Source organism: Streptosporangium lutulentum, assembly GCF_030811455.1.
Taxonomy (GTDB): Bacteria; Actinomycetota; Actinomycetes; order Streptosporangiales; family Streptosporangiaceae; genus Streptosporangium; species Streptosporangium lutulentum.
Window position 1 is genome coordinate 2,728,658 of the sequence record NZ_JAUSQU010000001.1, and the last position, 17,002, is coordinate 2,745,659.

General features: G+C 67.2%; 20 protein-coding genes. 8 read left to right on the forward strand and 12 right to left on the reverse strand.

All coding sequences use genetic code 11. The features are described 5' to 3' along the window. Positions 1-679: 679 nt before the first annotated feature. From J2853_RS11825 to J2853_RS11870, 10 genes are all read right to left on the reverse strand, one after another. The gene (locus tag J2853_RS11825; RefSeq protein ID WP_307557264.1) at positions 680-1,027 is read right to left on the reverse strand and encodes a hypothetical protein; all 348 of its coding nucleotides are present in this window, start codon (positions 1,025-1,027) and stop codon (positions 680-682) included. 2 nt (positions 1,028-1,029) lie between these two features. Continuing rightward, a complete protein-coding gene (locus J2853_RS11830) occupies positions 1,030-2,961 on the reverse strand; it encodes a hypothetical protein (protein ID WP_307557265.1) in 1,932 nt (643 codons plus the stop codon). A 40-nt stretch (positions 2,962-3,001) separates the two neighbouring features. After that, the gene (locus tag J2853_RS11835) at positions 3,002-3,310 is read right to left on the reverse strand and encodes a hypothetical protein (protein ID WP_307557267.1); all 309 of its coding nucleotides are present in this window, start codon (positions 3,308-3,310) and stop codon (positions 3,002-3,004) included. Between the two features lie 95 nt (positions 3,311-3,405). Then, positions 3,406-4,365 carry a hypothetical protein gene (locus J2853_RS11840; RefSeq protein WP_307557269.1) on the reverse strand — a complete coding sequence of 320 codons (960 nt, stop codon included), beginning with the start codon at positions 4,363-4,365 and terminating at the stop codon, positions 3,406-3,408. After that, entirely contained in the window at positions 4,362-4,790 is a 429-nt protein-coding gene (locus tag J2853_RS11845) for a hypothetical protein (RefSeq protein WP_307557270.1), read from the reverse strand. The genes J2853_RS11840 and J2853_RS11845 overlap by 4 nt, the downstream gene beginning before the upstream one ends. A gap of 14 nt (positions 4,791-4,804) precedes the next feature. Next, complete coding sequence (locus J2853_RS11850) at positions 4,805-5,248, reverse strand: hypothetical protein (protein ID WP_307557272.1); 444 nt, start codon at positions 5,246-5,248, stop codon at positions 4,805-4,807. Beyond that, positions 5,241-5,504, reverse strand: a complete 264-nt coding sequence (locus J2853_RS11855) for a hypothetical protein (RefSeq protein ID WP_307557274.1) — start codon at positions 5,502-5,504, stop codon at positions 5,241-5,243. The genes J2853_RS11850 and J2853_RS11855 overlap by 8 nt, the downstream gene beginning before the upstream one ends. Positions 5,505-5,662: 158 nt before the next feature. Beyond that, complete coding sequence (locus J2853_RS11860) at positions 5,663-6,097, reverse strand: SsgA family sporulation/cell division regulator (RefSeq protein ID WP_307557276.1); 435 nt, start codon at positions 6,095-6,097, stop codon at positions 5,663-5,665. Positions 6,098-6,147: 50 nt separating this feature from the next. Continuing rightward, positions 6,148-7,668: a Fic family protein gene (locus J2853_RS11865; protein WP_307557277.1), complete on the reverse strand. Its 1,521-nt coding sequence runs from the start codon at positions 7,666-7,668 to the stop codon at positions 6,148-6,150. Beyond that, positions 7,668-8,030 carry a WhiB family transcriptional regulator gene (locus tag J2853_RS11870; protein WP_307557279.1) on the reverse strand — a complete coding sequence of 121 codons (363 nt, stop codon included), beginning with the start codon at positions 8,028-8,030 and terminating at the stop codon, positions 7,668-7,670. The genes J2853_RS11865 and J2853_RS11870 overlap by 1 nt, the downstream gene beginning before the upstream one ends. Before the next feature lie 243 nt (positions 8,031-8,273). Between J2853_RS11870 and J2853_RS11875 the strand changes: the two genes are divergently transcribed. Both J2853_RS11875 and J2853_RS11880 read left to right on the forward strand, forming a co-directional pair. Further along, positions 8,274-9,038, forward strand: a complete 765-nt coding sequence (locus J2853_RS11875) for a GntR family transcriptional regulator (protein ID WP_307557281.1) — start codon at positions 8,274-8,276, stop codon at positions 9,036-9,038. A gap of 133 nt (positions 9,039-9,171) precedes the next feature. After that, entirely contained in the window at positions 9,172-10,185 is a 1,014-nt protein-coding gene (locus J2853_RS11880) for an NAD-dependent epimerase/dehydratase family protein (RefSeq protein WP_307557282.1), read from the forward strand. On the opposite strand, the gene J2853_RS11885 is transcribed toward J2853_RS11880, so the two are convergent. Further along, complete coding sequence (locus J2853_RS11885; RefSeq protein WP_307557284.1) at positions 10,182-11,600, reverse strand: NsdA family TPR-like regulatory protein; 1,419 nt, start codon at positions 11,598-11,600, stop codon at positions 10,182-10,184. The genes J2853_RS11880 and J2853_RS11885 overlap by 4 nt on opposite strands. A 333-nt stretch (positions 11,601-11,933) precedes the next feature. On the opposite strand from J2853_RS11885, the gene J2853_RS11890 reads away from it, so the two are divergent. From J2853_RS11890 to J2853_RS11915, 6 genes are all read left to right on the forward strand, one after another. Beyond that, positions 11,934-12,251 carry a hypothetical protein gene (locus tag J2853_RS11890; protein WP_307557286.1) on the forward strand — a complete coding sequence of 106 codons (318 nt, stop codon included), beginning with the start codon at positions 11,934-11,936 and terminating at the stop codon, positions 12,249-12,251. An 8-nt stretch (positions 12,252-12,259) separates the two neighbouring features. Further along, positions 12,260-12,856, forward strand: coding sequence for a hypothetical protein (locus J2853_RS11895; protein WP_307557288.1), 597 nt, complete (start codon positions 12,260-12,262; stop codon positions 12,854-12,856). A gap of 169 nt (positions 12,857-13,025) precedes the next feature. After that, positions 13,026-13,961, forward strand: a complete 936-nt coding sequence (locus J2853_RS11900; protein ID WP_307557290.1) for an NAD-dependent epimerase/dehydratase family protein — start codon at positions 13,026-13,028, stop codon at positions 13,959-13,961. Positions 13,962-13,967: 6 nt separating this feature from the next. Continuing rightward, positions 13,968-14,243, forward strand: coding sequence for a MoaD/ThiS family protein (locus J2853_RS11905; RefSeq protein WP_307557291.1), 276 nt, complete (start codon positions 13,968-13,970; stop codon positions 14,241-14,243). A 1-nt stretch (position 14,244) separates the two neighbouring features. Beyond that, positions 14,245-15,135, forward strand: coding sequence for a formylglycine-generating enzyme family protein (locus J2853_RS11910; protein ID WP_307557293.1), 891 nt, complete (start codon positions 14,245-14,247; stop codon positions 15,133-15,135). Between the two features lie 46 nt (positions 15,136-15,181). Further along, positions 15,182-16,120 (forward strand): NAD-dependent epimerase/dehydratase family protein, encoded by a 939-nt coding sequence (locus tag J2853_RS11915; RefSeq protein WP_307557295.1) that lies wholly within the window; start codon positions 15,182-15,184, stop codon positions 16,118-16,120. A gap of 56 nt (positions 16,121-16,176) precedes the next feature. Here the strand turns inward: J2853_RS11915 and J2853_RS11920 are convergent, their stop codons facing one another. Then, on the reverse strand, positions 16,177-16,863 hold the full coding sequence (locus tag J2853_RS11920; protein ID WP_307557297.1) for a ribonuclease FAU-1 family protein: 687 nt from the start codon (positions 16,861-16,863) through the stop codon (positions 16,177-16,179). Positions 16,864-17,002 lie beyond the last annotated feature (139 nt).

The following is a 17,002-nucleotide window of genomic DNA, read 5'->3' on the forward strand; positions in this document are numbered from 1 at the left end:
AGACTAGGGCAGATCTACAACACCTCGATACTTTCCGCGAGCTGCTGAAAGGTCGATCTATCATGAACACGTGACCGTTCCTCCCATTTCTGAACCCGTTCCTGCCCGAGCTACGCGAGCTAAAGCGCTTGCATCAGCGGGCCAGCTTCTCGCCCACGCTCGTGCTGCACGTGACGCCCTCTCCCCCGCCGAAGCGGCCAGACTTGCCCATCGGCCTGGAGGCATCTCCCTGGAGGACCTGGAGGCGCAGATTCGCGAGCAGCGTGAACGAGCACGGGCTACCAGGTCTGTCTCTGCGGCTTGATGCAAGCAATTGTGCTTGCGTCAGCTCACGACGAGCACGTCCCGCAGTAGCACCGCGCTGGCGCGCAATAACGGCCAGCGTCAGGTTCCGCCACTCCAGCTATCGCGGCCGGAGTGTGGTCGGTGCAACGCCGACCCTGCAAATACTGCCTCGCAGGGTCGGCGTTGCACCGGTGCTGCTCAGCGGCGATCCAGAATGTGCACGGCTTCACCACGCGATCCTATTCGTGCAAGCTGAACCGCTAGCGTTTGTGGCAATCGAGGCACGCGCACCAATCGTGTCGGCAGCCGGAGCAACGCCCCTCGGCGCACGGGACCGACAGCTCGTTCTCTTGAGGCGTCGACTCGTCATGCACCAGTTTGAGCTTCATCTGGATCAGTCCTCTCCTGAGGTCGAACCGGTTGAAACGATGGGCAGGGGAAGCATCGCCAAAGCAGCGAGGGTGGACGAGAGCAGGACCAGGCCGCCGACCTCGCCCCACGTGAACATCGCGAGCAGCCCCACGTGGAGCACCACCAGGGCCGTCCCGACCAGACGGCCGACCAGCATCACCACCGCCGACGACACAGCGACGACGACCGGCACGACCAGCTCAGTGCCCGACGCCGGATGGCACACCGCCGCCGTCACCCCCGCGACCGTCGCCCAGGCCGCCGTCACGGCGGCCACGCGCAGAGCACCGCTGAACCGCTCGGCAGCGAGCCCCGCAGACACAACGCTCATCACTAGACCTCCTTCACGAGCTGATACACATCGCCGTTCTTCCGCACCCGTCCCGACCTTCCCAGGACCCGCAGCGCAGCCGGAACCTCACCGAGCGGCACATCGCCCAGCCGATGCCGGACCGCGACGCAGATCGGGCCGAGCTCCTTTTTCCCGGAGGCCAGCGCACGCTCAACCGCGGCCTCCACATCGCCTGACGACCACTTCGGCATCGAGGCCTTCGCCGCCGCCTTGATCGGCGTCGGCGCGTGCTCGTCACGTGGGTTGATGCCACGCCGCACCATGTCGAAGTACTCGTCGCGGAAACCCGCCGTGATGGGGTCGATCTGCGCAGCCGCGGGGCTGATCGCGATGCCGTACAGGTCGCGAGAGATCGAGGACCGCCACTTGCCGCCAGGCCGGTTGTCGATGCCCTTGATGTAGCCGAGACCGACCGTCTTGTCTTCGGTGCCGTCCCAGAACTCAGGCAGGTTGGACGGGTCGCCCTTCAGACCGACCATGTTGTGATCGACGCTGGAGCCGTTCCGGAACGCGGCGACGCTGCCACCGCCGGCGAGGTTCGACCGCAGCGTGTTGCTGATGGTCCTGCCGCCGAAATTCTCGAGGCCGAGGTTCTGCAGGTACGCGTCGATCGCGCCGCCTGGCTTGCGCCACGTCTTCGCGGCCTTGGCCAGCATCTCAGTCGCCTCGGGGCCGACATCCGGATCCTGCAGGAGGAGAGACAGCTCCTCAAGCATGAAGTACATCAGCTTGAGCCCGCCCATATCCGGGTCACCGGGCAGGAAGAAGTCCTTGCCGTTCCGCTCTCGCCCGTGATCGTCGACCCACGGGACGTGCGCGATGTAGTTGGCGCGGCGATCCATGACGTAGTCGAACGCCTGCAGCTCCTCCCAGCACGCCGCCACACCCTCACGGCTGATCGCGGTTCGGCCGTTCCACGTCGGCTGTGAGCTGCCGTCCTGGTTGTCGAGCAGCACCGCCACGGCGAGGGGGCATTGGTGCACGAGCGCCAGCTTCGAGCCGCCGAACCCGGACTTGCCGCCGCCGGTCGACCCGGAGTTGATGCCCATCTGCGCGCCGGTCAACGTCGTCCAGAACGCCCAGCGGGTCGGCTTGAGGTCAAAGAAGTTACCGACGCGGGCGATGCCGGTCTTCAGGTCAATCGCTGCTCCTTCGTCCTCCAGGTAGCGGACCTGGCGCAGGTTGTCGCCGCGCTCAATGATCGTGATCCTTGCGCCGGAGTAGCTGCGGCCGGGCGGCGGCCCGACCTCTACCTGGTCCAGGGGGACCCCACGGGCCGAGGCGAGGACGCCGATCTGCTTTTCGATGTTCCCGGTCTGTGTCTTGCCGGGGACGCCGACGATGACGCCGGTGAACCCACCGGGCACCTGCTCCGCGTCGGTCAGGCTGGTGCCCGTGAACGCCGGGTTGGCGGGGACGACGGTCTCGGCGTACCAGCGCGGCAGGCCAGCCAGGGCGTCCGTCTTCGGCATGTCCATCTTTGGTAGAGCCTTCCTGTTCGAGCGGGTGAGTCCCTGGTAAGCGGCGAACCAGTAGTTCACGGCCCCGCCCAGGCCGACGATCCACAGCACGAACGCGATCAGGCCGTACGGCCCGGCGAACACGGCGATGAGCAGCCACAGCGACCCGCTGGCGGGCCGGGCGAGCCGCGCCTTTGCACCGCGGCGCTTGGCGCGGACCGCGATCGTCGCGGTAACGACGGTGATGGCCGGCGCGGCGACCATCAGGCCGAGACCGGTCTCATGAGCGATCACGCCGGTCGTCTGGATGGCGGCCAGCCACGCCACCGGCCGGACGAACGCGAGCTTGCCGCGCTGCCGGTTCTTGATACGCCGGAAGGCCCGGCGCATGTCGACAGGGGCGGGCGCGGACTTCACGGGTTCGAGCTGCTTGCCGGGGACGATGGCGGCCACGAGGTTGCTCCCTTCGGGGGTTGAGCAGGTCAGGCGAGGGTCAGTGGTTCCGGTCCCAGACGGGGAAGTTCTCCGCGGCGGCGTACTCGCGTTCCGCAGCGCCGAGTCGGTCTGCGGCCTGGTTCATCGCGTCGCCAGCGGCGTCCTTCTGCGGTCCAGGCGCGTACCGCTCGTACTGCCTCTTGGCTTCGGCGTGCTCACTTCGCGCTGCGCGGAGACTCTTGACGGCATCTCTGAAGTCTTGCCTCCACCTGCCCTCTCTCTCGCGCTGGGCAGCTCTCCGTTCTTCTTCCGGATCTACCTGCGGCTCCTCGACGACATCCGCGGGCCTTTTGCCGAACAGGCGCATGACGGCCTCCTTCTCTGCGTTGGGATCCTGTAGAGCTGGCGCTCTGGGCACTCGCCACGCCGGTTGGCCATGGCGAGCACCCGCAGCAACAGCGATCAGGAGGTAGCGAGAGCAGCGGCTTCGTCAGCGATCTGCTGAGCGATGCTCGCGGCCTGGTTCAGCAGGTCCTGAAGGATCGCGGTGGTCGCGATGATCGAGGCGTGCGGGGCGATGGTGTTGGTCATGCTGTTGGCCAGGCTGTTGTTCTCCACGCTGAGGGCCTGGAGTTGCCCGGCGAGCTGCGCGTGAGCCTGCGCGTAGGTGAGCAGACCATTGGCTTCTGCGGCCATGTTCGTGGTTCCTTCCGATGGCGGCCCCTCGACGGGGCCGGGCTGAGTTACTGCTTGCGGTTCTGCTTGCGTGTTGGTGCCGGGCGTCCCATCGGGGCGCGCCCGAACGAAGCGGAGCTGCTGACCGCATCCGCACGTGGCTTCGGCGGCGGTCTCGCCTGCGTTGATCGTGACGGTGTGCTCGGCTCCGCACTTCTGGCACTGGTCGGTCGCGATGATGACCGTGTTCGTGATGAGCCGGGGGTTGCCCGGCTCGGCCGGTGCGTCGCCGCTGGGCTTCTCCTCGGGCTCGTGGACGATGTCCTCGTCGTCGGTCTCCTCGTCGGAGTCCTTCACGATCTCCGCCTCGACGACCGTTGCGGCCTTTACTGCCGCTCGGCCACCGCGCGTGGCTTCGGTCACGATGCGCCGGGTCGCGCCGACCGTCTTGGCCGCGCCGTACACGGCGCCGCCGGCCGTCACCACAGTCACGCCCAGGACCTCAAGGACGAACGACGCGGTGCGGGCACGCCTGGTGCCGCGCCGCTGCAGCGTTTTCTGTGCCCGGTCGTACGCCGCCCGGGTGGCCTTGTAGCCGTCGCGGAACTCAGCGACGGCCTGCTGCCGTCCCGACTTCCACGCACCACCAGCGGCGGCCGCGGTGACCTTACGGGCGTCCGGCTTCCGCCACAGGAAGACACCCGCGATGAGCGCGGCGACCACCAGGGCCAGGAGGAGCATGGTCATTGCGACCTCTCAACCTGCGTCTTGAGGGTGTCGACGTTGGAGCCGAACTGCTCGGCGAAGTAGCTGAACGTCGCCCCGGACGTCATGACCACGATCGTGATCAGGGCGGGCAGGGTGAACAGGCCCCACTGCTCCGGCCTGCCGATGTCCCAGTCGGACACGCCGATGATGACCGCGATGACGACCACGATCAGCGCGATGACCGCGATGACGCCGATCCACACGGTCAGCCCCCAGGCCATGCCGACGCTGACCAGCCACGCGACGATGCCGATGAGACCGACACCAGCGCAGATCATGGCGATGGCGACGAGGAAATGGATCTTCCTGAACAGCTTCTGGTGCTTCATGACCACGATCGCGGGGGTCAGGCATATGGCGCACACCACGACGCCGCCGAGGACCAGCCCGAAGTTGATTTCCATGAGGGGACCTACTCTCAAGCGAGGATGAACGAAACGAGATAGACAACCCCGGCGATGACCACCGTGGCGGCCAGCAGCGACGGGTAACGAATGATCAGCAGGAGCGTCTGCGCGGTGACGTTCGCCACCACGACCGGCACCCCGTACAGGCCGTAGAAGATCCGAAGGGCGATGGACTCGCGGACGAACGGCGGCGGGTCGATGAAGTACTGCCGCGCCAGCGTCGCGATCGACGCGGGCCGCTGCCCGAACACGCCGTCGCCCACCACGACGTCATCGACCAGCTTCTCCAGCCGGGGCAGAACCTCGGCCTTCGCGACGACGACCAGCCAACCCGCCGGGGCGTCGTCCTCGTCCGGGTCGTCGGGCGCGGCCGGCACCGGCTCGGGGCCGCCGAACTTCGCGACTACGACGTTGTCCGGCTGCTCGTCGTCGTCGGGCAGGCTCAGCTCATACACGGCTGTGTCCTCCCTTCTGGGTCTTGAGGTGGTCGAGGTGCTGTTGGTTGAGGTCGGCGGCGATGGTCCGCATCTGCTTGGCCAGGTGCAGGCCGGTTGCGTGGGCCTTCGCCGGGTCGCGCTTGGCGAGGTGTTTCAGCTCCGCGGCGACCCAGCACGCGGCCAACCAGAACCGACGCACGCCGTTCTTCTCGGCGTCGATCCGGCTGGTGTGGAAGAGTTTCCGCTCCTCCGGGCCGGTGCGATCCCTGGCCACGCGAACTCCTTCTGCTTACGGGCTGTGATATTTGGTAGGCTGCGCCTCGCGCGGGTGCATGCGCGGGCGCGCGCGCTGCGCAACGCGGGCGCGCGTTGGACCGTCCGCAGAGCCGCTGGTCAGAGCGGCACAGGCAACGGGCAGGCCCGGAAGCCTCATCACGGAACGTCACCTTCTGAGGTTTCCTCGACCATCGCTTCGGCCAGGGCGTCCCAGTCGACGCGGTCCCCTTCCTCGCCGTCCGGCACGAGCCGGTACGTCTCGGCCGCGAACGCCTGGACGTTGGCGCGGGGGACGCGGAACGTCAGCGGGTCCTCGGGGTTCCACCGCAGCGTCCACAGCAGCCACTCGTCGCCGTCCGAGCGGACCTGCAGGTCCTCGCACAGGCCCTGCAGGAGGACATCGCGGGGCACGTCCAGCGAGACGACGCCACCGGAGACGACGATCCGCACGAACCACGGGTCGGTCTTGGGGTTGTAGTGCAGCCATGCGGCGAGGGGGTTGGCGTTGCTGTCGGCGTGCCAGATCGGCACGCACGTGCTGAGCCGGACGAGGTCCATGTCATCCAGGTCCATGTCGTGTTCGGGGGGCATGTCGTGTCCTTCGTCGTGTCGTGTCATGTCGGGTTGGTTGGGGTGTCGTGTCACGTCGCGTCCGGCGCCGCGCCGGACGTCGTGGTGTCACTGTTGCGTCGTGTCACCCCTGCTGTGGTGTCACCCTCGGTGGCTTCGGCGGGTGACAGGAGACCGGCCTGCACCGCCTTGGCGATGTCCCGGTAGACAGTCCGCTTCGCGACACCAACCTGCTCGGCGACTTCCTCCCGCGTCGGCTTCGGCTTGCGCTGGAGGAGCTGGACAACCTTGGTGACACGCTCATCGGTGTCACCGTTGCTCTTCGTCTGCCGCGTGCGCGCTGTCGCTGTCACCCGCGTCCTACGACCAGCAGCGACAGGCTGACGTGTCCGCCGCTGGCGCGGCTTGTCGCCCCGCCCGGTGTCACCCTTGCTGTCCTGCGCCGTGTCACCCTTCCGACCCGGCTGGGTGTCACCCTTGTCACCGTTGTCGTCCTGCGCCGTGTCACCCGTGTCACCCCGTCCGGTGTCACCTCCCACGAGCCTGCCCCCGACCACGCGGCGGCCGGTCGCGAGTGACACCAGCGGCACCAGGTTCGCCATCGCCTCGCGGATCTCCGAGCGCATCTCGTTCATCTCGTCGAGGGCCGCGCGCGCCTCGCCCTTCGCCTCCAGCCCCTCGGCCAGGCGGCCGGTCTCCAGGGCGAGCCGGTCGAAGCCGGTCAGCTCCTTCGGCTCCTCCCAGAACGAGGGTCGCTCCACCTTCGTCAGGGCGGCCGTGTTGTACAGCGCGCCGATCTGGGCGAGCAACTGCCCCTGCTTGTCCTTGTCCTGCGCGAGGCCGGTGTGCTCGACAGCGCGGTCCATCGCCCTGTCGAGCTTGACCAGAGCGGCGCGCTGCTTGCGGTCGGACGCGCCGGCCTCGCGCAGCGCCTTGGCCTTCTTCGCCGTAAGGGCGACGCGGGTCAGCCTGCGATACGCATCCACCTCGGACGCGGTGCGGTCGTTCGACTCGGCCAGGCCGACCCGGACGAGGATGCGCTCAGGGGTGATCCGCCAGTTGATGCGGGCCTTCCCCGTGAGTCGCTGCCGCTCGATCGCCATGCTGCGCTCCCACAGCCACGCCGCGACCAGCGGAGCAGCCATGCGGAACACGGCCTCGGCGAAGCTGTGCGCGTCCATCGCCGACAGCACCGCAGACAGGGCGGTCAGCGCCCACACGGCCAGGCCGTCGAGACCCGCCTTGCCGTTTTCCCTCATGTTCCGGCGAGCCCGCACCGCGCTGGTCACCATGGCGACCTCAATGAACGCGAACAGCATGACCTGCAGGAAGCCCTCGAAGCCAAGCACGTCACCGGAGAAGCGCCACATGCCCTGCGCCGAGACGCCGGTCGCGATGCTCGCGGCCACGACGGTTAGAACGTCCTCGGCGGGCCGGGGTGCAACCCATCGGCGCCACGCACGGGAGATCCCACCAAAGAGCTTCCGGCCGATCAAGTACCCCACCCCCAGCACCACCACCGCGGCGGCGGCGATGACGGCTGAGCTGATCGGGTTGTCGGTGACGTACTCGAACACGGGGGTGATGTCCATCAGGCTGCGGCTTCCTCGTTCTCGCTAGCGAAATCGATAGCATCTTTGATGATCACGTTGGCGCGGGCCCAGGGCGCGAGTCCGCCCCGAATGCCGTACGGCTTGAGGCCCTTCTCTATGACGAGGGGGGTCTCCTCGATCAGGGCCACCTCCAGGCATTCGACCTTGGCCTTGCAGCCGAAGCAGCGAGCCTTGGCTTCCTGTTCGTAGTCGAGGCGCTGGTTCTTGCCGATCGGCTCCTCGGGGAACCAGCGGTCCGGGTCGGCCCCGGGCCGGGTGCACAGACCCTTCGCTGCAATCCAGTCGGCGGGGGCGTGGAGCCGGGGAGCGAGACTCAACGCGGGCCGGTTCTTTCGTGTCATACTTCTCACAGACCTTTCGCGGTCCAAATCTCCTGATTGATATGGGTTGGTTGGGAGCTGGCGGCCTCCGGTGCGGGATGGGTACCCGCAGTAATCCGGGGGCCGCATTTGTGCGGCTGTCACGTTCAGTTATTTAAATAACTGGCTTGTTCGCGAGTAGCATGCAACGGATCACAAGCGTTTGTCAATCCGACTTGTGAGAGCATGCGATCTCACAACGACAAGCGACAGGAGGAGTGGCCCGTGGCATCCGCGCGCTACCGCCAAATCGCGGACGAGCTCCGCGAGCTCATCGCAACCGGTGTCTACCCGCCCGGATCCACCCTCCCTGGACAGGCCGAACTGCTGACCATGTACGGCACGTCGACCGCCACCTTGGCGGCGGCCACCCGAATCCTCACCGACGCGGGAGTGATCAGCCGCAACGTCGAGCGAGGACGCCTCGTCGTCCAAGACCCCCGGCCGGTCTACATCGACCTGACCCTGGCCATCCCGCCCGGCAACGGCCGCGGCCCCTGGGAAACGGCGTGCCATCGCGCCGGGCGAACCGGCACCATGCAGCCCATCTCCGTCACCCAAGTCCCGGCCGAACCGGACGTCGCCCAAGCCCTGCAGGTCAGCGTCGGCACGATCGTCGTCCGCCGCGCCCGCCACGCCGCGCTCGACGACCAGATGGTCATGCTCGACACGGCGTACTACCCCCTCGCCATCGTGGAAGACACCCCCGTGGCCGGCACCGGCAAAGTCGTCGGCGGTATCTGGGCCGCGCTCATCGCCGCGGGCATCCTCGATCCGGTGACAGCGCGGGTCCGGGAACTGATCAGCTCCCGGACCGCGACGAAGGACGAGGCGAAGTCGCTGCGACTACGGGAAGGCGCGTCGGTGCTGACCGCCGAGCGCGTCACCCGCGACGGCGAGGCCCGGCCAGTGGAACTGCTGCACCGGGTGGCGAACGAGCGGCGGGTGCGGTTCGAGTCGGACAGTATGCCCCTCACTCAGCTCGCGTAAAAGCCAGCGCTCCCCCTTGCACCGGGCCATCCCCGCACACGCGGGGAACACAGGCAACGGCATCTCTCGCGTGGGGCGTCATGGACGAAACGCGAACTCGCCTTCTACCCGCTCGTGAGCCAGGATCAAGGGCATGCGAACCCTCATTCTCGGCGGTACGAAGTTCCTCGGGCGCGTCTTGGCGGAAGAGGCTCTGCGCCGTGGCCACAACGTGACGACGTTCAACCGCGGCACGTCCGGCGATGACGTGCTTGGAGTCGACGCAGTCCGTGGAGACCGCACCAGCGAGAACGACCTGGCGGCGCTCGCCGCGCGCGGCCCGTGGGATGCGGTGGTCGACACCAGCGGTATGACGACCCCCATGGTGGAGGGCTCCACCCGCGCCCTGGCCGACGCCGTCGACCGCTACGTCTTCGTCTCCACGGTGAACGTCTACGAGGGATGGCCCACTGACCCGCTCGACGACGAGTCGTCCGTCCGCGAGTACACCCCGGTCGGTCCGGCTGGCGAGAGCGACGCCGACGAGTACGGCCGACTCAAGGCCGGATCCGAGCAGGCCGTCAGAACCACCTATGGGGAACAGGCCACCCTGCTGCGTCCCAGCGTCATCCTCGGCCCGCACGAGTATGTCGGTCGCATCCCCTGGTGGCTGTCGCGGATCCAGGCCGGCGGCCGTGTCCTGGCCCCTGGCCGCCCGGAGTGGCCCATCCAACCGATCGACGTTCGCGACGTCGCCGCGTTCGCCCTGGACACCGCTGAACGGAACCTCGCGGGGTCCTACAACCTGGCCGCGCCGATCGGCCATTCCACGTTCGGCGCGTTCCTGGGCGCGTGCCGCGACGTGACCGGCGCCGACGCCGAACTCGTCTGGGTCGACGACGTGTTCCTTCGCGAGCACGGTGTCCCCGAGTGGGTCGGGCTGCCCCTGTGGCGCGACTACCAGGGCACATGGCACATGGAAACTACCCGTGCCCGCGCCGCAGGTCTGACGTGTCGACCGCTGGAAGAGACCGTCGCTGACACCTACGCGTGGCTACGCGGCGGAGCTGTGGTCTCCTCCGAACGGTCCGCTGAACTCGGCATCACCCGCGAGCGCGAAGCGGAGCTCCTCGCCGCGTGGGGCACCCGCGAGGAGGCCGCCAGCTAAGACGACCCAGGGGGAAGCGCCCGGATGGTCGATCCGGAGGCGAACCCCACGAGGTCATCGGCGAGTTCATGCACCGCGCGCGTCGCCTGGATCCTGCTGAGCGGAACCCGCATGCCTCTCAGGCGGCGCAGGATCGGCACAGTCCTCATGTCCTCTTGCAAAGTCAGCACCGGGCGGAGCGTGTCGTGGGCGCCGGACACGTCGCCGAGCAGCAGCCGGGCGGTGCTCATGTCCAACAGGATGGTTGCGTCCACGATCGCGGAACGCTCCTCAAGGGGCGCAGCCTGTGAGATGGCCAGAGCTCGCTCGGCATGGCCGAGGATCAGGTCCGTGAAGCGCCGTAACGCTGCCGGGTCGAGCTCGGAATGGCGCCTCTGCACCACCTCCAAGAAGGCGCTGGAAGCACACCGCTCCTCCCGCACCAGGTCCCACACGAACATGCCGCCGACATACTCCAGATCGTCTTCGCCGCTTTGGGCGGCGGCTCGTGCGTCCTGAGCCTCTCGCACCGCCTGTAGCGTCTGCTCTGGATTGCCAAGATGTGACCAGGTGCGGGCTTTGATGCTGCTCAGCCGGGCGGCTGCCACCCCGGTCGGGTGATGCTCCTCACCACGGCGGACCGCGATCAACGCGTCGTTGGGGCAGTCGTTCCAGTACGAGCTCGTCGCTTGCATGCCGCGGGCCCACACCGCGAGGGGGACGTTACCGATGTTGTTGCCGTGGACCCAGGCCGCGCGAGCGTGGTCAGTGGCCATTCGGTGCTCGCCCAGGTCGATACTCGCTTCGGAGAGCATCGCGCACAACAGCCCATTCATCAGCGACAGGTCGCGGAGCTGATCCGGGTTCCGGGTCTGCCGGGTCTTGGCCTCCACGCGATCCCGTAACTGCTTGATCATGGGAAACATGATCACAGGCGACCTATTCAGATAGGTCCGAGCGAGCGCAGTCACGTCGGTCTCAAGCTCTTCTAAGGCAGACCGGCCGAGCGCCGTTTCGGCGTGGGCGGCGGACTCGCGGGATTCTTCAGCAGCAGACATCATCAACTCGTGCAAACTCGAAGGAATCGGCTGTTCAGCCGAGGGATGAGATTCATGTGCTGTCCGTATGGCGCCGGACGTTGGTGAAACGTCGATCACGTCAGAGCCGGGAACGGGCATCACAACGACAGGAACTTTGGTAAATAGCTCCTTGGGCGGGAGACCGAATATCTTCTCCAGCACCTGGCACGCATCGACCTGCGGAAGCCCTTTGAGCTCACCAGCAAGCCACCGCTGATACTGCCTTCGCTCCACGGTCAGCCCACGCTGGCCAGCCTCCTTGGCGGCCTGTTCATAAACGCGGACAAACACTTTGTACGGCAGCAGATTACGGGCGCGAACGAGCTGCTTCAGGCAAGTCTCCTCGACCTGTTCCATCGCGGGTCAGCCCTTCACCGTGGGTCCTGTCGATCGCAGAGTAAGCGGCAACGCCCAACCATGGAAGCCGCGCGCGCCCTACATGCCACAAATGTCCCACCCGCGTCACATAGATGTCCCGCACATGTCCCAACTGGACTCCAGAAGGCACCATCGAGGCCCTCCCAAAGTCACCGAGTGGACCTTCATGCTCAACCCACTCGCCCCACTTCCAAGTGTTTGAGGGTTCCCATGAGACCTTGTGAACAGTCTCCTGTCGTCAGTCGTGCTGAAGCTTTAGACATCGAGCATGCAGCCGAAGAGGATGAAGGAAAAGGGATAAGCGAAGCCAGAGTGGAAGAATTCAACAGAGCGCTGGCCAATGTGCAGCGGCTGTTGAAGGACGCAGGAATTCACTCCTACTCCGTTCGCACCGTCGGCCTGAAATTGCTGGGCAGCGGCGGACCATACCCCATAGGGCACATTCGGTGGCACGTTCCTGAGCTGTTCGTCCGCAGCGACGCCGGATGGTTGATCGCCACGGTGACCATGGGGACGCGCTCCGGCTGCTACCTGGTTTCCGTCCCAGGCGGTACCGGCCTGCAGACAGCGCGGGAGCCGGAACAGGTCGCGCACCTGATCCTCACACCTCCACCGGGCGGCACGTCATGACTGCGGCTGTGGCGACACAGCTCCGCGCCCCCGCCGTCGTAGCCCATGAAGGCGAAGCAGTTCCGCAGCACGTGATCTTCGCGGCGGGTCCCAATGGGCCACGGCTCCGGCATGCGCGACCTCGTCCAGGCGACTGGGGCCATGGGTTCCTGCGCGCCCGGCAGAAGACCAACAAGCGCGGACGCCCCATCTTCCCGGCGGTCCACACCCGCCGACAGTGGCAGTACATCGACCTCGGGCTCTGCCAGATATGCACCAGGCCGGCCCGCGACCCCGAGTCCGGCCGGTGGTGGTGGCTACTCTCCGACGACGGCCAGTCATCTGCTCAGGGATACACCAACGCGCCGCCCACCTGCCGGAGCTGCATCCCCGAGGCGATCACCCAGTGCCCGCACCTTCGCAAGGCCGCGGCCGTCTACACCGTGGGCAGCTTCGAGCCGTACGGCGTCATCGCGAACCTGTATCGACCTCTTGGGGAGCTGGCCATCCCCGTGATGGAGGGAGTCGAGCTGGCCCTGGCCAACCCCCTTCGTGGGCAGGCGTTGGCCACTCAGCTCCTCGTGCGCCTCCACGAACTCCAGCCCGAGCCACTTCCGGCTGGCTAAGACTCCGGCAGGGGCACAGACGGCCGCCCGTCTGTTTCCGGCTCTCAACTCCGAGCCCCTGTCGGCCACTACCCCCGGTAGGGCCAGCCTTCCCCGGCCGGTCCCCCCACGGACCGAGCCCTACCGGGGCACCACCCCCCCAGTCACAACTTTCCGGGAAGGAAAAATCATGACGTCACGACACGTCCTGATCACCGGAGGCGCCGGATTCATCGGCACCCACCTATGCGCGGTGCTGCTCGATCGAGGTGACCGCGTCACCGCGCTCGACGACCTGTCGGCCGGCCGCCTGCCCGCAGTCGATGACCTGCTCACGGTCGACGGGTTCACGCTGCTGCGCCACGACGTCACCGAGCCGTTCCTGGTGTCCGACCGCGTGGATGCCGTCGTGCACATGGCCACGCCCAACGGGCCGGACGCGATCCGGAAGCGCCCCATCGACACGCTCCGCGCGAACTCGGTCGGCGCGATCAACGCGCTGGAGGTGGCCAGACACCACGGCGCGCGGTTCGTGCTGGTCTCCACCGGAGACGTCTACGGCGACCCGCTCGTGCATCCCCAGCACGAGACCTACCGAGGCAACGTCGACCCCGGAGGGCCGTTCTCGGCCTACACCGAGGGAAAGCGGTTCGCCGAGGCCGCCGTGACCGCTTATGTGAGCCAGCACGGGCTGAACGCCGGAGTGGTTCGCCCGGCCAACATCTACGGCCCCGGCATGGGCGCTACTCCGGGAGTGGTCGGCACCTTCATCACCAAGGCCCTGGCCGGGCAGACGCTGAAGCTGCAAGGCGGCACACAAACCCGGACGTTCTGCTACGTCGACGACTTCGTCAGCGGGCTGGTCGCGATGATCGACACCACCGAGATCGGCCCCATCAACCTCGGCACGACCGAGGAAATCAGCATCGCCGAGCTGGCCGAACTGATCGTTAAGACGGTCGGCACCGGCGCCATCGAGATCACCCCGGGGCGCGACCAAGACTCCGCTCGACGCTGCCCGGACATCACCCGCGCAGACGAACTCCTGGGCTGGAAACCGCAGATGCCGCTGGCCGAGGGCATCGAGCGCACCGTCGCCTGGGCCCGCGCCGCGCACACCGGCTGACTCCGTATGCCTACCATCGTGATCCCGGCCGGCTGGCGCACCGCCTCCGGGATCAAACCCGAGGAACTGCAATGCGCCGCGCAGACCGTGGGCCAAGCCGTCGACTGGCTCGTGGAAACCTGGCCCGAGCTCCGCCCACGGGTCCTCAGCGACTCGGGCAGACTCGCGAGCTGGATCAACGTCTACGTCGACGAGGCCGACATTCGCGGCCTGGATGGGCTGGACACCCCGGCTTCGCCCAACAGCGAGATCATGTTTCTACCAGCGATGGCAGGGGGCTGACATGACCTCCTACAACCCGCCGCCGGGCATGGTGGCCATCCCCGCCGGGAAGGTGCTCATCGGAGCACCAGCGGAGCACCTGGACTGGCTGGTCGATGCTCAGTCCTACCCGCGCCCGTGGTTCGCCGACGAAACCCCGCAGCATCTTCAGGACGTGCGGTCGTTCCTCCTGGATCGCCACCCCGTCACCAACGCCGCGTTCGCCCAGTTCGTCCAAGCCAGCGGGTATCTCACCGCAGCCGAGCACCGCGGCTTCGGCCTGGTGTACGGCGGCGGCTACTGGGAGGAACGCGCTGGCGCGAGCTGGCGCCACCCGACCGGCCCCGCCAGCGACCTCACCGGCCGCTGGCAGCACCCGGTGATCCACGTCGCGCGCCGCGACGCCGAGGCGTACTGCGCGTGGGCAGGCAAACGCCTGCCCACCGAGACCGAATGGGAGTACGCGGCGCACGGCCCCCACTGGCGGCCCTGGCCCTGGGGCGAGGTATTCGACGCCTCGCGCGTCAACTGCGCTGAGCACTGGGCTGGCCGGCCGATCGCCGACCTGGACGACTGGCGGCGGTGGTGGAAGGACTACCGCGACCGCCACGGTGAACAACCAGGCACCACCCCCGTGGGGGCCTTCTCCCCCGGTGGCGACTCACCGTTCGGTATCTCCGACATGGCTGGAAACGTCGCCGAGTGGACCGCCAGCACCTACCAGCCGTACGCGGCCGGGGTGGACTGCGATCCGATCCTGCAGCGCGCCCACGGGCGCTCTACCACTGTCCGAGGAGGCGGGTGGATGCACCTGCGGTTCCAGATCCGCACCACTGAGCGCATCGCGGGCGATGCCGCCTACAGCACCTGGTCGGGCGGTTTCCGCTGCGCCGCTGACCTGCCCACCATCTGATCCGATTCCCTCTGCTGTCCCCTTCGATCACTCTAGGCTGCCATCCATGCATGTAATCGTCACCGGCGGTGCCGGGTTCATCGGCTCCCATATCGTCGACGCCCTCATCGAGCGCGGCGACACCGTCACCGTCGTAGACAACCTGTCCAGCGGGCGCATCGCCCGGCTGCCCGCAGACGTCGACCTGCGGCAGGTGGACATCACCGACCCCGACGCGATCACGTCCGTGGTCGCTGACACCCGACCCGAGGTGATCGTCCACCTGGCTGCGCAGATCGACGTCCGCACGTCGGTGACCGACCCGGCCCACGACGCCGCCGTGAACATCGGCGGCACCATCAACCTGCTGGAAGCTGCCCGCGGGGTCGGCGCCAAGCTGGTCTACGCCTCCACCGGAGGCGCCCTGTACGGCCAGCACGCACCCCTGCCGACGCCCGAGCACACCCTGCCGGAACCCGAGGCCCCTTACGGAACCGCGAAACATTGCGCCGAGCAGTACCTCGGCCTGTTCAACCGCCTGTACGGCACCCAGCATGCCGCGCTGCGGATGGGCAACATCTACGGTCCCCGACAGGACCCCGGAGGCGAAGCCGGCGTCATCGGCATTTTCTGCGGACGCATCGTCGCCACCGAGCCACCCACGATATTCGGGGACGGCAAGGCGACCCGCGACTACGTGTATGTGGCCGACGCGGTCGAGGCATTTCTCGCCGCGGCGGACAGCGAGCGTGGCGGGGTGTGGAACATCGGCACCGGCCGCGAGACGAGCGTCCTGGAGCTGGTCGAGCACGTCTGCCGCAGCGCCGGGTACGACATCGCGCCTGTTTTCGCTCCCGCGCGGGCCGGAGAACTGCAGCACAGCGCCCTGGACGTCGCAGCCGCCGAGCGGGATCTCGGCTGGAAAGCTACGATGCCGATCAAGGACGGGATTCCTCGCGTGTACGAGTGGGTTGCCAATGGGCAGCCCGATCGAGCACGCCGATAAATCAGCGTCTCAGGACGCGTAACGAAGGCCCCCGGCACTCCAGTCGAGGGCCTTCGCTATGTCCTATATGCGGCCGAAACCGTCATCTCTGCCATCGCGTCAGCGGGAAGAGCAGGGACTGGCCAGGAGGGATCCGCCCGCCAGTTGGGCCAGTCGGCCCCGAATACCCCGCGGCGGTCCTCGATCATCGCTACTACCTCATCGCGGGCTTCCTGCACGCCGTGGTGTTCGGCGTCGGTGATGATGCCCATCCTCCTGCTCTGTTCGTATTCGTCCTCGTCCTTCCACTCCCACTGCGACAGGTCGGGGTCCGCGACCAGATCGAGGGCCAGGTCGAACGTGTCGATTCCCTCGGGAGTGCGCTCGTAGGGACGCTGGAAGTTGACGTACCAGCGGTTCAGGCTGTGATCCGGGCTGAAGTACAAGTTGACGCTGAAGAACGCGTCCCGGCCGGTGATCGCAAGCCAGATGGTGTCTCGCCACGTCCAGTGGCCCAGCTCCCACCGCCGCGCGGCGTAAGCGCGTAGCGCCTCATCACGTGCTGCGGGATTACGGGTTTGCAGCCAGTCGATCCACGTGGTGGGCACGAGGCTCTGGATGCCGGGCCAGCAGGCCAAGGCGATTTCGTCGCCTGTGTCATGGATGACCCGGTGGGGCGCGGCCGTCAACACTCTGCCGCCGTAGGTCTCGCGCCGGATCGCTGTGGTGCCGCTGGAAAACAGGGCGGTTGTGGAGATCGTCATGGGCGCATGGTGCCACGGAGGTAGGCGCTACCAGATTCTAAAGAGCACGGGCTTTCGGAGCTTGGTAAAGCTTTTGACCTGTGGTGATGTCGTAAATGAGACCCAAAAATCCGCAGATAACGGCCCGATGCTCCCGAAG

Coding starts and splice junctions, on each gene's coding strand:
- J2853_RS11825 (WP_307557264.1), bottom strand. CDS start 1,027: ATGAGCGTTGTGTCTGCGGGGCTCGCTGCCGAGCGGTTCAGCGGTGCT.
- J2853_RS11835 (WP_307557267.1), bottom strand. CDS start 3,310: ATGCGCCTGTTCGGCAAAAGGCCCGCGGATGTCGTCGAGGAGCCGCAG.
- J2853_RS11840 (WP_307557269.1), bottom strand. CDS start 4,365: ATGACCATGCTCCTCCTGGCCCTGGTGGTCGCCGCGCTCATCGCGGGT.
- J2853_RS11845 (WP_307557270.1), bottom strand. CDS start 4,790: ATGGAAATCAACTTCGGGCTGGTCCTCGGCGGCGTCGTGGTGTGCGCC.
- J2853_RS11860 (WP_307557276.1), bottom strand. CDS start 6,097: ATGCCCCCCGAACACGACATGGACCTGGATGACATGGACCTCGTCCGG.
- J2853_RS11865 (WP_307557277.1), bottom strand. CDS start 7,668: ATGGACATCACCCCCGTGTTCGAGTACGTCACCGACAACCCGATCAGC.
- J2853_RS11870 (WP_307557279.1), bottom strand. CDS start 8,030: ATGACACGAAAGAACCGGCCCGCGTTGAGTCTCGCTCCCCGGCTCCAC.
- J2853_RS11880 (WP_307557282.1), top strand. CDS start 9,172: ATGCGAACCCTCATTCTCGGCGGTACGAAGTTCCTCGGGCGCGTCTTG.
- J2853_RS11885 (WP_307557284.1), bottom strand. CDS start 11,600: ATGGAACAGGTCGAGGAGACTTGCCTGAAGCAGCTCGTTCGCGCCCGT.
- J2853_RS11900 (WP_307557290.1), top strand. CDS start 13,026: ATGACGTCACGACACGTCCTGATCACCGGAGGCGCCGGATTCATCGGC.
- J2853_RS11905 (WP_307557291.1), top strand. CDS start 13,968: ATGCCTACCATCGTGATCCCGGCCGGCTGGCGCACCGCCTCCGGGATC.
- J2853_RS11910 (WP_307557293.1), top strand. CDS start 14,245: ATGACCTCCTACAACCCGCCGCCGGGCATGGTGGCCATCCCCGCCGGG.
- J2853_RS11915 (WP_307557295.1), top strand. CDS start 15,182: ATGCATGTAATCGTCACCGGCGGTGCCGGGTTCATCGGCTCCCATATC.
- J2853_RS11920 (WP_307557297.1), bottom strand. CDS start 16,863: ATGACGATCTCCACAACCGCCCTGTTTTCCAGCGGCACCACAGCGATC.